The organism is Thiomicrorhabdus sp. ZW0627, from assembly GCF_029767005.1.
Lineage (GTDB): Bacteria > Pseudomonadota > Gammaproteobacteria > Thiomicrospirales > Thiomicrospiraceae > Thiomicrorhabdus.
Map to the genome: position 1 here is coordinate 240124 of NZ_JARUQR010000003.1, position 14144 is coordinate 254267.

The following is a 14144-nucleotide window of genomic DNA, read 5'->3' on the forward strand; positions in this document are numbered from 1 at the left end:
AATTCCTTCCAGATTCTCTTAGTTGGCTTCGGTTGCAAATAATTCAAATAGTGAATCAATGCTGATCGCACGCGACTTAACAAGCCAGAAGTCACCGATGTAGCGGCTGAAGTTGTTCAATACTTCACGACCCCATTTACTATCGGTCTTTTCAACATATTCTGTAATCAATGCTTTCAAGTACACACGGTACTCTTCGGTTGCTTCGGTATCGATGCGGATCGCTTCAACCATTTCAGCGTTTAGCTGATCTGGAAGCGTGCGGTTTTCATCAAGGATGAATGCCATACCGCCTGACATACCGGCACCGAAGTTGACGCCGACTTCGCCCAAGCTGACAACGGTACCACCGGTCATGTATTCACAACCGTGGTCGCCCAGACCTTCAACAACGGCCACTGCGCCTGAGTTACGTACTGCGAAACGCTCACCACCGGTACCGTTGGCGAACAACTTACCGCCGGTTGCACCGTATAGACAGGTGTTACCGACGATTGGAGTGTTTTTCGCATCAAAAACGCTGCCTTGCGGCGGACGAATTACGATTTCACCACCGGCCATACCTTTACCGACGTAGTCGTTGGCATCCCCTTCAAGGTGAAGGTTCAGACCGTCAACGTTGAACCCACCGAAAGACTGACCTGCAATACCTGTCAGTTTCAAAGTGATCGGCGCATCTTTCATACCGTCGTTGCCGTAAAGTTCGGCAATTTCACCGGCAACACGCGCACCGATCGAACGGCCGGTGTTAACCAGCTTGAACGAGAAAGTTCCACCACTCTTCGCTTGGATGGCAGGAAGCGTTTCCTTAACCATCTCTTCTGCGATGTCACCGTGATCCCAAGGATTGTTGCGATCAACCTGAACTGTTTGCGGCTTGTCAGCCGGTACACCACCATCGGTGATGAACGGAGTCAGGTTGATGTTCTTCTGTTTTTCGGTCAGCGGGTTGTCGATGACTTTCAACAGGTCGACACGTCCTACCAACTCACCTAGAGAGCGCACGCCCAGTTTCGACATCCACTCACGGGTCTCTTCGGCAACGAAGCGGAAGTAGTTCATAACCATTTCCGGCATGCCGATGAAGTGTTCTTTACGTAGACGTTCGTCTTGCGTTGCAACACCTACCGCACACGTGTTCAAGTGACAGATACGCAGGTATTTACAACCTAGGGCGATCATAGGAACCGTACCGAAACCGAAAGATTCCGCACCTAGAATCGCAGCCTTGATAACGTCAAGACCGGTCTTCAAACCACCGTCCGCTTGCAGGATGACCTGGCCGCGAAGATCGTTGGCACGCAATGTCTGGTGCGCTTCAACCAATCCCATTTCGAATGGGTTACCGGCGTATTTGACCGAGGTCATCGGGCTTGCACCCGTACCACCGTCGTAACCGGAGATGGTGATCAAGTCAGCGTAAGCTTTCGCAACACCTGCAGCGATGGTTCCGACACCCGGTTCGGCAACCAGTTTCACCGAGATCAACGCTTTCGGGTTAACCTGCTTCAAATCGTAGATTAGCTGCGCCAAATCTTCGATTGAGTAGATATCGTGATGCGGTGGAGGTGAAATCAGGGTAACGCCCGGTACTGAGTGACGCAATTTGGCGATAGTCATATCGACTTTGTGACCAGGAAGCTGTCCGCCTTCACCCGGCTTCGCGCCCTGTGCAACCTTGATCTGCAAGACTTCAGCATTACGCAGGTAGTGTGCAGTCACACCGAAACGTCCGGAAGCGATCTGTTTGATCTTGGACATTTTTTCAGTGCCGTAACGTGACGGATCTTCCGCACCTTCACCCGAGTTGGAGCGTGCGCCCAAACGGTTCATTGCGGTAGCCAAAGCTTCGTGGGCTTCCGGAGACAGGGCACCCAAAGAGATACCCGCGGAATCAAAACGCTTGAAGATGGATTCAACCGGTTCAACCTCGGCCAAGTCGATTGACTGAACGTCTTCCTTGAAGGTAATCAAGTCACGGATCGTCATCGCAGGGCGGTTGTTGACCAAGTCACGGAATTTGTTATAAGCGTTTTGGTCGTTCTTCTGAACCGCTTCACGGATGCTGTTTACTACATCCGGGTTGAATGCGTGGTATTCGCCACCGTGGACGTATTTGAACAGACCACCTTGCTGTAATGGCTTGCGAGGGTTGAATGCTTCCCAAGCCAAACGGCGCTGATCAAGCTCAAGGTGTGAGAAGTCTGTACCTTGGATACGTGCAGGCGTTCCTATGAAGCATAGGTCGACGATTTCTTTAGTCAGACCGACTGCTTCGAATAGCTGTGAACCACGGTAAGAGGTGATGGTTGAGATACCCATCTTAGAAAGGATTTTGTATAACCCTTTGTTGATACCCTTACGGTAGTTTTTGATGTATGTACTGATTGGCGTACTCGCATCCAATTCATTGGTGCGGCGCATATCATCGATACTTTCGTACGCTAGATACGGGAATACTGCAGTTGCACCGTAACCGAACAAGACTGCAAAGTGGTGCGGGTCACGTGCAGTTGCCGTCTGTACGATGATGTTAGCTTCAGTACGCAGGCCTTCGCGGATTAGACGGTGGTGAACCGCACCAGTCGCCATGGCCGCAGGAATTGTAATCTTGCCTTCTTCGATATCCAAATCGCTCAACACCAATAGAGTGATGCCGGAACGTGCCGCTTCGACCGCTTGGTCGCAGACGTCGACGATTGCTTGCTCCAACCCTTTATCTTCATGGTTGTAGTGCAATGGAATCACTTGGTTCTGGTAGTCTTTGTCGTTCATGTTCAACAACTGGTCCATCATCGACGGACTCAATACCGGAGACTGGACTTCCAGGCGGCGAGCGTGTTCAGGACCTTCTTCGAACATGTTCAATTCACGCCCGAAACAAGTGTTTAGGGACATGACGATGTTTTCACGAAGCGGATCGATCGGCGGGTTGGTGACCTGCGCGAACATCTGACGGAAGTAGTCAAAGATCGAACGCGGCTTGTGCGAGAAGACCGGTAACGGAGCATCGTCACCCATTGAAACCGTCGCTTCCTGAGCATCTTCCGCCATAACGCGGATAACCGCATCACGCTCTTCGAACGTGACTTGGTAGTATTTCTGGTAAGTGTCAGCCGTCTCAGAGTCCCAACCAAGTGATTGCTCGGTCTGGTCCATCTTCTCTTCGATGCGCATGTAGCCTTTGTCCATCCACTCGCAGTAAGGCTTGGCGACTTTAAGCTGGTTGTCGATCTCTTCCGGCTTCAACAAAGTCCCGTTTTCAAGGTCGACAGCAATCAATTGCCCCGGCTTCAAACGGCCTTTTTCGACGACGTCTTCCGGCGCGTAATCATAAACACCGATCTCGGAAGCGAACGTGATGTGACGGTCTTTTGTGATCATATAACGTGTTGGACGCAAACCGTTACGGTCGACACCACAGATTGCATATTTACCGGTGTTGATAACCATACCGGCCGGACCGTCCCATGGTTCCATGTGCATGGAGTTGTATTCCAGGAACGCTTTCATGTCCGGATCCATGTGAGGCATGTTCTGCCATGCAGGCGGAATCAACAGGCGCAAAGCCTGGAATACAGACATGTCACCCATCATCAGGACTTCAAGCATGTTGTCCAGAGAGTTGGAATCCGAACCGGACTGGGCGACAAGTGGCTTCAAGTCGGCCAGATCAGGAAGCAATGGTGTTTCGAATTTACTTTGACGCGCCAATGCCCAGTTACGGTTACCACGGATGGTGTTCAACTCACCGTTGTGCGCAAGGAAGCGGAATGGCTGTGCCAAACGCCATTGCGGCATGGTGTTGGTTGAGAAACGCTGATGGTACGAGATGACCGACGATGCAAATGCGTCGTTTTTCAAGTCTAGATAAAATTCCGGCAGCTCACGCGGCATGACCAGACCTTTATACGACAGCAACTGGCTGTTCAAAGAAGCAATATAGAAAGTGCCGTCTTGCGGCTCAATTTCCATTTCGGTCTTACGGCGAGCCGTAAACAATAAACGGTTGAATTCGGCTTCAGTCATGCCGGACGGTGCATTGACAAATACCTGTTCGATTACCGGTTCCATGCCGGCTGCTTGCGCACCAAGCACTTCCGAGTTGACCGGAACTTTACGCCAGCCGGCAACAGCCAAACCTTTGTTGGTCAGTTTTTCTTCAAGGGTCTTGCGCGCTAAATCCGCTTTGGCGGAATCCTGGTTCAGGAAAATCATGCCGGCCGCGTAGATGTCAGCCAGTTCAAATCCACTCTCAGCCGCAACTTCGGACAAAAAGTTTTCCGGTTTCTTAATTAACAGTCCACAACCGTCTCCCGTGCAGCAGTCGGCTGCAACCCCACCACGGTGGGTCATGTTGGCAAGAGACTCAATGGCCGTTTGAACGACCCAGTGACTTGGCTTGTCGTCCATATTGGCGATCAGACCGAAACCACAGTTCTCCTTTTCGAACTCAGGAGAGTAGAGGCCTGTTAGGTTTAGGCCGTTTGGGGATTGTAATGGGTTCATAATTCAGTGTCCTGTCCGTCAAAATCATATAAAAACAGGCAGTCTGCTTCTTTTCTAACTGCTTGTTATATAAGGATTTTGTTTGTTTTCAGCGCGTTTAAAAAATAAAAATTGGTGCGAGATTATACTTTATCTATGCATTTGGAATCAAATTGTACCATTGTTTTTAGCGTCTCAGGCACGGAATTGAGGCTAGATCGACGGTAAACAAAAAGTGGCGATGAGCGGGTTGTGGTCTGAGATTTCGGGTACCGAGAGGGCGCCGGAATCTGTGAGGATGAGGCCGCGATAGAAAGTGTGGTCGAGTGGTTGGCGCATCAGGGTTTTTATGTTGTGGCTGTCGGGGTAGTCGACCTTGGTCAGGTTGAGCTGTTTTGTGGCTTCGCACATGGTCTTTAGGCGGGTGCGATTCCAGGTGTTGAAGTCGCCGCTGACAATCATCGGGCCGTCCAAGTGGGCGAGTTTACTCCACAGGAGTTGCAGTTCTTTTTTGAACAGGGTGTGCGGAACGAAATTGATGGCGTGTATGTTGACGTGTGTCAGCCAACTGCCGTCGGCCAGAGGATGGCTGGTAATCAGAGCGGTTTTGTGGGTGATCATGCCAAGTTCCCGGGTTTGGGTAAGACACTGGTGGTGTGGCGTGATTCCGGATGCGGATGCGGTCAACACGCCGAAGTGCTGTTTTTTGGTTTGGATGTTGGGAGCCATGACATAAGGTAGATCAAAGAATTTGGTTTGCATGGGTCTGGTGGCTGCTTCCTGTAATGACAGAAGGTGCGGCGTTCGGATGGGTAACAGGGTTTCGATTGGCCGGTGGATGTAATGGCTGAAGTCGACTTTTTGAAGGTTCCAGGTTAGCAGGGTGAAGCAGCCCGGCAAGGGGTGGTCTGCTTGTTCCGGTGAGTGTGCGTGTGAAAGAGGTGTGAACTTGGGCTTGTACATGAGGGAGCTCGTTCAGAGAATCGGGGCGACGATTCGTGTCAGGTTTTCCAGCAACCTGCGGATCCGGTTATCGCTGGGTTGGTAGGGTATGCTGTTGGCCAGTAATTTTTCCAGCCATTCCGACATCTGCTCGATCAATGGTTCTGAATAGATGAAGTTGACCATTTCGTGGTTGATGAACAGTGAGCGGTAGTCCAGATTGGCAGAACCGATGAGCATCGTTTTGTGGTCGATCATGATGAATTTGGCGTGCAGCATATTGTCCTGGTAGTAAAACAGTTGGCCGCCCATTTCACCGAGTTCTCGCATGTAGGAACTGCGTCCGAGGTCGAAAATCAGGTGGTCGGAGGTGTCCGGCGTGATTAGGGTTACTTTCACGCCGCGTTTGATAGCGATGAGTAGGGCGTGCATGATGGCACTGTCCGGTATGAAGTAGGGCGTGACAATGTGGATACTTTCCTTTGCCAGATAGATGCTGTGTAGCAGGGTCTCGAACAGGGCATCGCTGTTGATGTCTGGGCCGGATGGCACTGCCTGCATGATTTCGCCGGGTGTGGTCGGAAGGTTGTCGGGCGGTTGTGGCGAAGGCAGTCGTTCGTTGGTGGTATAGAACCAGTCTTCATTGAAGATGTTCTGATAGTGGAATGTGGTCGGTCCCTCGATTTTAAACATGAGGTCAATCCATCTGCCTTCCTTTGGCGTTGTATCAGGCGTTCCCAGATAGTCGTTGGAGAGGTTCATGCCTCCGGTCAGCAAGACGGATTGGTCAAACAGATAAATCTTTCGGTGATTTCTCAAATTCAGTTGGCTTTTGAAAAGCGAGTGGAGAATCGGTTGGAAGAAAGCGTATCGACCTCCTGCTTCGGTTAGGCGTCGTAGTCTCTTGCTGTTACGGTACAAAGCGAACGAGCCGATGGCGTCGATCAGAAGACGCACTTGAACGCCTTGTTGTGCCTTGCGGATAAGCGCTTCGAGAATGGTGTGTCCGGTTTTGTCCAGCTCAAAGATATAGGTCTGGATGTGAATGCTGTGTTGGGCGTTTTCAATCGCTTCCATCAGGATCGAATAGGCTTCGACATCTGTGTGGCACAGGCTGACTTGGTTGCCGTTGGTGGTGCCGGCAATGTGGTTGGACTGCAGGAGGCGGTCGAGTTGAAAGGCTAATTCGTTGTCTGGTTCTGCGACCGAGACCGAGCGCATGGAAATCGCGGGTTTATTGCGTTTGTTAAAGAATTTCCGGGAGCCGAAAAGGACATAAAGTATCACGCCGAAAATGGGCAGAAGCAGTAAAGTGAGCAGCCATGCCATGAGGTTCTGCGGAGAACGTCGTTGATAAAGCATGTGGATGATGGTGGCGATCACCAGAAATATGTTGAAAAGGTACAGCCAGAATAACGGTTGGTTGATTGAAAATGTCATCCATCCCCACCACTTTTCATTGAGTAAGCCAATAGCATAAGACGAAAGTCTGGAATTATCCAGTATTACGGGTGTGGTTTGGCGCTTTGTGTGGAAAGAGAAATTTTTACGGCCGGAAAATAAACAGGCCTGCCGGTTTCGAAAAACGGGCAGGCCTGTCGGGATTGGCGGTTAAGCCAGTGTTGAGCCGGTGACGATTAGTCTTTGGCGCAAAGGCTTTGGCCGGTCATTTCTTCAGGCTGTTCCAGTTCCATGATGTCCAGCATGGTTGGCATTACGTCCGGAAGGGTTCCGCCTTCACGTAGGTTGCACTTACGTGGACCAAAGTAGACGCAAGGAACCGGGAAGGTCGTGTGTGACGTTAAAGGTTCGCCGGTTTCAGGATCCTGCAACATTTCCATGTTACCGTGGTCGGCTGTAACGATCGCCTGTCCGCCCGCTTTTTCAATTGCAGCTAACATTTTGCCAAGCGCTTCATCAACGGCTTCAACAGCTTTGATACAAGCTGGGAAGTTACCCGAGTGGCCGACCATGTCCGGGTTAGCGATGTTACAGATGAAGGTGTCGTACTTATCAGATTCAATTGCTTCAACCAGTTTTTCGGTCAATTCGCCAACGCTCATTTCAGGTTGCAGGTCGTAAGTACGGACTTTCGGTGAAGGAACCAGAATGCGGTCTTCACCTTTGTAAGGCGCTTCGACACCGCCGTTCAGGAAGAACGTCACGTGGGCGTACTTTTCGGTTTCGGCAATGCGTAGTTGCTTCAAGCCAAGCTTGGAAACGTATTCACCGTAGGTGTTCTTAAGTTTGGTTGGGCGGTAAGCGATGGTTGCCCCGAAGCTTTCGAAGTTCTTGTTGTATTCAGTCAGGGTGACGAAGGCCGAAAGCACCGGTGTCTTGCAGCGGTGGAAGTCACCGAAATCGTTAATGATGAACGGCTGGGTCAGCTGGCGGGCACGGTCTGAACGATAGTTCATGAAAATGATCGAGTCGCCGTCTTTGACTTTGGATTTCTTGCCCTTTTTGCTCAGGATGATGGTCGGTTGGATGAACTCATCAGTCTCTTCACGAGCGTAGGCCATTTCTACCGCTTCTTTGGCGGATGCCGCTGATAATTCCGCTTCACCGCAGCAGATAACTTCATAAGCCTGCTGGATTCGCTCCCAGCGGTTGTCGCGGTCAAGTGCATAGAATCGCCCGGTTACGGAAGCAATGCGCCCACCACCGATCTCTTTCATGTAGTTTTCAATATCTTCGATATAGCCTAATGCGCTTTTAGGTGCGGTATCACGACCATCGGTAAAGATGTGCAGCAAGGTTTTTGCGCCGCGTTCAACCGACAGTTTCAAAGCGGCCTTGATGTGGCTGATATGGGAGTGTACGCCACCGTCAGAAAGCAAACCAAGGATATGAACCGAGTGGCCGCGTTCCATCGCCTTGTCGATTGCGTTTAGAAGCGCGTTGTTATCGAAGAAACGTCCGTCGTCGATGTCTTTCTGGATTCGCGTCAGGTCTTGGTAGACAACTCGGCCGGCACCCAGGTTCAGGTGTCCAACTTCCGAGTTCCCCATTTGTCCTTCGGGAAGGCCAACGGCCATACCGGATGTGTGGATGAGTGTGTTTGGGTGGTTTGCGACCAGCTTGTCCCAGTTCGGGGTGTTGGCTTGGGCGATAGCGTTGTACTCGACTTCTTCTCTGTGTCCCCAGCCGTCCAGAATGATCAATCCTGTCGGACGGTGTTTAATTTGCTTTTTGGGCTTAGGTTCTTGACTCATCTTTTTATCTACCATAAAAAATTGGAAATTCGATTTATTGTAGCGAGTTTCGCTGTTAAAATCATTAGCTTTGATTGAAGTCTATCAAGGGAATATGAATGTTTATTGAATTTATGCAAGAGCAACAGCTTTTGTTTATTGCTTTGGTTGTCATCATTGCGATGCTGGCATACAGTTACGTTGGAGACCGGATTGCCGGTTACAAAAGTGTGGGTGCAGACAAGGCGATCCGTTTATACAACGATGATGCGTTTTTGTTGGATGTGCGCAGTGCCGGGGAATTCAAAGACGGTTCTATCGCCAACGCCGTGAATATTTCAGTAACGGATCTGGCCAAGAATCTGGATCGTATCTCTGTTGAGAAAGATGCACCGATTCTGGTTTATTGTATGACGGGTGCGCGTTCGAGTCGTGCGGCTTCGATACTGGTCAAGAGCGGGTTTACGAATGTGTATAACCTGTCAGGCGGGATTACGGCATGGAAGAATGCCGGTTTACCGGTAGGAACGCCGGCTCGCTCAAAAAAAAACAAAAAAAAGTAGCCTCGAACACGAATAAGGCTGCGAAGAAAGGAGAAGTCAAAATGGCTCAAGTCGTGATTTACAGTACCCAAACCTGCCCGTTTTGTAATATGGCCAAGCGTTTGTTGGATTCAAAAGGGGTGAGTTACGAAACCATCGATGTGGGGAATGACCGACAGTTGTGGGCGGATATGGAAGCGAAAACCGGCCGCAACACAGTGCCTCAGATTTTCATTGGTGATCACCATGTGGGTGGCTTTGACGACCTTTCGGCAGCAGATAAACGTGGTGAGATCGATGCGTTATTGAACGCCTGATATCATTGCAAAAACGGATAGCAAACAGTAATTTCAAGGAATAACCATGTCTGAAACGACACAACAGCAAAAATTTATTATTCAGAAGATATACACCAAAGACATCTCTTTCGAGTCTCCGAACTCTCCGGGAATTTTTACAGCGGAATTCCAGCCGCAGTTGGAAGTGAATATGAACGTCGAAAGCAGTGCTTTGGAAGAAGGCATTTTTCATGTTGTGTTGCGTGTAACTGCTACGACCAAAGTTGAAGAGCATACGGCGTTTTTGTGTGAAGTTGAGCAAGCTGGTATTTTCACGTTGGAAGGGTTTAACGAAGAAGAGTTAGGTTACCTATTGGGTGCCCAGTGTCCGAACGCTTTGTTCCCGTATGCGCGTGAAGCAATTTCCGACTTGGTTACTCGTGGTGGTTTCCCGCAGTTGTTGTTGGAGCCTGTGAACTTTGACGCAATGTATCAGGGGCATTTGCAAAGCCAGGCTGAGCAGACCCAGTAAATCATACTGACTTAAGGGCCGGAAAAATGACGCAAGTCGAGCCTCCCTTGAAAATTGCCGTAATCGGAGCCGGAGCTTGGGGAACGGCGTTGGCTATTCATCTGGCGCGAGCCGGACATCAGGTGGGTTTGTGGACACATAATTCCCACCAGGCCAAGCAGCTACGGATTCAGCGCGAGAACGCTAAATATCTTAAGGGGATTCCTTTCCCGGAGAGTCTGGTGATCTCCAGCGAATTTCCCGAAGTATTGAAAGATGTCGACGCGGTTCTGGTGGTGGTTCCGAGTCACGTTTTCAAGGAAACGTTGAATCAGGTGCACTCGGTGATCGATGGTCGCAAGGTGCATTTCGCTTGGGCCACCAAAGGGTTTGAACAGGAATCCGCTTCCTTGCTGCACCAGATTGCTTCCGGTGAATTCGGAGAAGAGCAGCCAATGGCGGTTCTTTCCGGCCCAACCTTTGCCGATGAAGTCGCCAAGGGATTGCCAACGGCGATGGTTAGTGCTTCCTCCGACGAGTCTGAAGCGCAGTTTTGGGCAAAAGCCTTTCATCACGATAATTTCAGAATGTACACCCAGAACGATATGGTGGGTGTCGAAGTTGGTGGAGCTTATAAGAACATTATGGCGATTGCGACCGGTTTGAGTGATGGGTTGCAGTTGGGTGCGAATGCTCGTGCGGCATTGATTGCTCGCGGTATGGCCGAGATGATGCGCTTCGGCCAAGCGTTGGGCGCGCATCCTGAAACGTTGATGGGTTTGGCGGGGCTGGGTGATTTGGTTCTGACATGTACCGACGACCTCTCCCGAAACCGCCGCTTTGGTTTGCAATTGGCTCAGGCGCCGGGAACGGCGGAAGAGATTATGGCTTCAATCGGTCAGGTGGTTGAAGGTGTCAAAGCGGTTAAGGCTGTAAAGCGTATCGCAGAACGTTATGATCTGGATTTGCCGATTATGGAGCAGGTCTATCGAATTGTGACCGATGCTTGTTCGCCTGAAGAGGCGGTTCGGGAGTTGATGGCGCGTGACGGCCGCCGAGAGACGGAAGAATTGCAGTAACCGGTTTTGAAAACTGAGCAGGCCTGTTTGTTTTGATACAAAGGCGATCTTTTAAGGTCGCCTTTTGTTTTATGAGGGTTCGCTGATTTTACAGTGACATGTCAAAGCCAAGCTGGCGCCAAGCTTCGTAAGAGACAACTGAAACGGCGTTAGCTAAGTTCAGGCTCCGGCCGCCCGGAATCATCGGGATTGTTAATCTCTGGTCTTCAGGCAGGCTTTGAATGACTTCAGCCGGCAAACCGCGGGTTTCAGGGCCGAATAAAAATGCATCTCCGTTTTCGAATTGCGGTTCGGTATAATAGCGCGTGGTTTTGGTCGTCAATGCGAACACACGGTTGGGTTGGATTTTTTCCAGGCAGGCCTGTAGGCTTTCATGTTCCTGTAGATTGGCCAGCTCCGCGTAATCCAGTCCGGCACGACGTACTTTCTTTTCACTCAGGTCAAAGGCGATCGGGTGAATCAGATGCAGGTGTGCGCCCATATTGGCGCTGAGTCGGATCAAAGCGCCGGTGTTTTGGGGAATTTCCGGTTCATATAAAATAATGTGCAACATATAGGGTGTATTCTATGGTCGATCTATCGGTAGATATTTGTGGAATGAAGTGCAATTCACCTGTGGCCATGGCCTCGGGGAATGCCGGTTATGGCATAGAATACCAGTCTGTTTCGGGCTTTTCCAATCGGGATATCGGTGCGGTGTTTCTGAAAGGGACAACATTGGAGCCGAAGCTTGGAAATAAACCGGATCGTGTGATGGAGTCGGCAAGTGGCTTGTTGAACTCGATCGGCTTGCAGAACCCCGGTGCGCATGAGGTAATCAACAGTTATCTGCCTAAGTTGGATTTGAGTGAATCGCAATTCATTATTAATGTATCCGGTTCGTCGATCGAGGAATATGCGGAAGTGGTGCGTTTGTTTGATCAGACTGATTTACCTGCGATGGAAATCAACATCTCGTGCCCGAATGTGAAAAAAGGCGGCGCGGCGTTCGGGAATGATCCGGATATGGCAGCCAGAGTGGTCGAAGCCTGTCGTGCTAATACAGGCAAGACGTTGATCGTGAAGCTGTCGCCGAATCAGACCGACANATGGCAGCCAGAGTGGTCGAAGCCTGTCGTGCTAATACAGGCAAGACGTTGATCGTGAAGCTGTCGCCGAATCAGACCGACATTGCAGAGGGTGCGCGTAGGGTGATTGATGCCGGTGCGGATGCGTTATCGGCCATTAATACGTTAATGGGTATGCAGATCGATGTCCATTCGCGCAAGCCAACGCTTGGTAATAATCAGGGCGGTTTGTCGGGTCCGGCAATTAAACCGGTGGCTTTGTTAAAAGTGCATCAGGTCTATCAGGTGGCGAAGCAGCACGGTGTACCTATTATCGGTTTGGGTGGAATCGCCAGTGCCGAAGATGCGATTGAGTTTTTCCTGGCCGGTGCCTCAATGGTGGCGATCGGAACGGCTATCGCCAAAGACCCGCTATTGGTTAAAAAGGTGAATAAAGGCATCGCCGACTACATGGTTCGTCATGGATATAAGTCAGTGTCGGAAATGACCGGCCTGTTGGAATTGAATACCGATACCGTTTTATGCGGATAAAGAATTTATTAAGTTTAAGAAAAGAAGTAAAAATGAAATCAGTTAAAGAGCAATTAGCGATCATCAAACGTGGTGCGGAAGAGATTCTGGTAGAAAAGGAATTGATTGAGAAGTTGGAATCTGGCAAGCCTTTGCGCGTAAAAGCCGGTTTTGATCCGACGGCGGCAGATTTGCATCTTGGTCACACTGTTTTGATCAATAAGCTTAAGCAGTTCCAGGATCTTGGTCATGAAATCCTGTTTTTGATTGGTGATTTCACCGCCATGATCGGTGATCCGACAGGAAAGAGTCAGACTCGCCCTCCCTTGTCTCGTGAAGAGATCGAGGCGAATGCTGCGACTTATAAGGAGCAGGTGTTCAAGATTTTGGATCCAGCCAAGACAAAAGTTGTTTTCAACTCGGAATGGATGTCAAAAATGACCGCCGAGGATATGATCAAGTTGGCGAGTACCGTCACCGTTGCTCGTATGTTGGAGCGTAACGACTTCTCAGACCGCTACCAGTCCAATACGCCGATTGCGATCCACGAGTTTTTGTATCCAATGGTTCAGGGGTATGATTCGGTTGCTTTAGAAGCGGATATTGAATTGGGTGGAACGGATCAGAAATTCAATCTTTTGATGGGTCGTACTTTACAGGGTCATTTCGGTAAGTCTCAGCAGTGTACTTTGACGATGCCGATCCTGGAAGGCCTGGATGGCGTTCAGAAAATGTCAAAGTCATTGAATAACTATATCGGGATCAAGGACGAGCCGAATGATATGTTCGGAAAAGTTATGTCGGTTTCCGATGAGTTGATGTGGCGTTACTACGAATTGTTGAGCTTCGAAAGCATTGAAACGATTGAAGCTTACAAGCAGTCAGTCGCTAATGGCGAGAATCCACGTAATATTAAAGTGAACCTGGCGATGGAGTTGATCGCACGTTTCCATTCTGAAGAAGCAGCGCAAGCTGCATTGAAAGATTTCGAGACGCGTTTTAGCAAGAATGCGATTCCGGATGACATGCCTGAATTTACATTTGAGGGTGAGATGCCTTTGGCTCAGTTGTTGAAAGATGCGGAACTGGTTTCCTCTACGTCTGATGCGCACCGTATGACCAAGCAGGGCGCGGTCAAGATAAATGGTGAGAAGGTGGATGACAGTCGAGCCGTCATGCCTGCGGGTACTACAAGTGTGTATCAAGTCGGTAAGCGTAAGTTCGCGCGTGTGACGATCAACTAATCATATATATCTATTATTTATAGATAGTGAATAATTGAGCGGGACTCTTATATATAAGGGTTCCGCTTTTTTTGTTTATGGGTCGGGAAAAGGGGCAATGTTGTGAGGAAATCCATAAAAAGTGAATAACTCTGTGGATAACATCTGAGTAAGCTGGTGGTAAAGCCGGTGCGTCAAAAAAGTGTCAAAAAAGATGAAAAAAAGCGGTCTAAGGGGTTGCGCAGATCTGAAAATTCTATAGAATACGCCTCACTTCAAGACGAGGTGGTGAACAACCACTGAGGCGCGA

The 14144-nt window shown here is 49.8% G+C and carries 12 protein-coding genes; 7 read left to right on the top strand and 5 right to left on the bottom strand.

The window, feature by feature from the left end:
* Positions 1-18: 18 nt before the first annotated feature.
* The 4 genes from gltB to gpmI all read right to left on the bottom strand — a co-directional run bounded on the left by gltB (position 19) and on the right by gpmI (position 8645).
* A complete protein-coding gene (gene gltB / locus QCB45_RS08625; RefSeq protein ID WP_279420533.1) occupies positions 19-4509 on the bottom strand; it encodes a glutamate synthase large subunit in 4491 nt (1496 codons plus the stop codon).
* A gap of 192 nt (positions 4510-4701) precedes the next feature.
* Complete coding sequence (locus QCB45_RS08630; RefSeq protein ID WP_279420534.1) at positions 4702-5451, bottom strand: endonuclease/exonuclease/phosphatase family protein; 750 nt, start codon at positions 5449-5451, stop codon at positions 4702-4704.
* A gap of 12 nt (positions 5452-5463) precedes the next feature.
* The gene (gene cls, locus QCB45_RS08635; RefSeq protein ID WP_279420535.1) at positions 5464-6870 is read right to left on the bottom strand and encodes a cardiolipin synthase; all 1407 of its coding nucleotides are present in this window, start codon (positions 6868-6870) and stop codon (positions 5464-5466) included.
* A 197-nt stretch (positions 6871-7067) separates the two neighbouring features.
* On the bottom strand, positions 7068-8645 hold the full coding sequence (gene gpmI / locus QCB45_RS08640) for a 2,3-bisphosphoglycerate-independent phosphoglycerate mutase (protein ID WP_279420536.1): 1578 nt from the start codon (positions 8643-8645) through the stop codon (positions 7068-7070).
* A gap of 98 nt (positions 8646-8743) precedes the next feature.
* Between gpmI and QCB45_RS08645 the strand changes: the two genes are divergently transcribed.
* From QCB45_RS08645 to QCB45_RS08660, 4 genes are read left to right on the top strand one after another with little or no spacing between them, the layout of a single operon-like run.
* The gene (locus QCB45_RS08645; RefSeq protein WP_279420537.1) at positions 8744-9187 is read left to right on the top strand and encodes a rhodanese-like domain-containing protein; all 444 of its coding nucleotides are present in this window, start codon (positions 8744-8746) and stop codon (positions 9185-9187) included.
* A gap of 41 nt (positions 9188-9228) precedes the next feature.
* Positions 9229-9483, top strand: a complete 255-nt coding sequence (gene grxC, locus QCB45_RS08650; protein ID WP_279420538.1) for a glutaredoxin 3 — start codon at positions 9229-9231, stop codon at positions 9481-9483.
* Between the two features lie 46 nt (positions 9484-9529).
* Positions 9530-9976, top strand: a complete 447-nt coding sequence (secB, locus tag QCB45_RS08655; RefSeq protein WP_279420539.1) for a protein-export chaperone SecB — start codon at positions 9530-9532, stop codon at positions 9974-9976.
* Positions 9977-10002: 26 nt separating this feature from the next.
* Positions 10003-11034: an NAD(P)-dependent glycerol-3-phosphate dehydrogenase gene (locus tag QCB45_RS08660; RefSeq protein WP_279420540.1), complete on the top strand. Its 1032-nt coding sequence runs from the start codon at positions 10003-10005 to the stop codon at positions 11032-11034.
* A gap of 88 nt (positions 11035-11122) precedes the next feature.
* Here the strand turns inward: QCB45_RS08660 and QCB45_RS08665 are convergent, their stop codons facing one another.
* Complete coding sequence (locus QCB45_RS08665) at positions 11123-11587, bottom strand: tRNA (cytidine(34)-2'-O)-methyltransferase (protein WP_279420541.1); 465 nt, start codon at positions 11585-11587, stop codon at positions 11123-11125.
* Positions 11588-11601: 14 nt separating this feature from the next.
* On the opposite strand from QCB45_RS08665, the gene QCB45_RS08670 reads away from it, so the two are divergent.
* The 3 genes from QCB45_RS08670 to tyrS are packed head-to-tail and all read left to right on the top strand — an operon-like array spanning position 11602 to position 13855.
* Complete coding sequence (locus QCB45_RS08670) at positions 11602-12174, top strand: hypothetical protein (RefSeq protein ID WP_279420542.1); 573 nt, start codon at positions 11602-11604, stop codon at positions 12172-12174.
* Positions 12123-12632 (top strand): HisA/HisF-related TIM barrel protein, encoded by a 510-nt coding sequence (locus tag QCB45_RS08675; protein ID WP_279420544.1) that lies wholly within the window; start codon positions 12123-12125, stop codon positions 12630-12632. The genes QCB45_RS08670 and QCB45_RS08675 overlap by 52 nt, the downstream gene beginning before the upstream one ends.
* 32 nt (positions 12633-12664) lie before the next feature.
* Complete coding sequence (gene tyrS, locus QCB45_RS08680; RefSeq protein ID WP_279420546.1) at positions 12665-13855, top strand: tyrosine--tRNA ligase; 1191 nt, start codon at positions 12665-12667, stop codon at positions 13853-13855.
* Positions 13856-14144 lie beyond the last annotated feature (289 nt).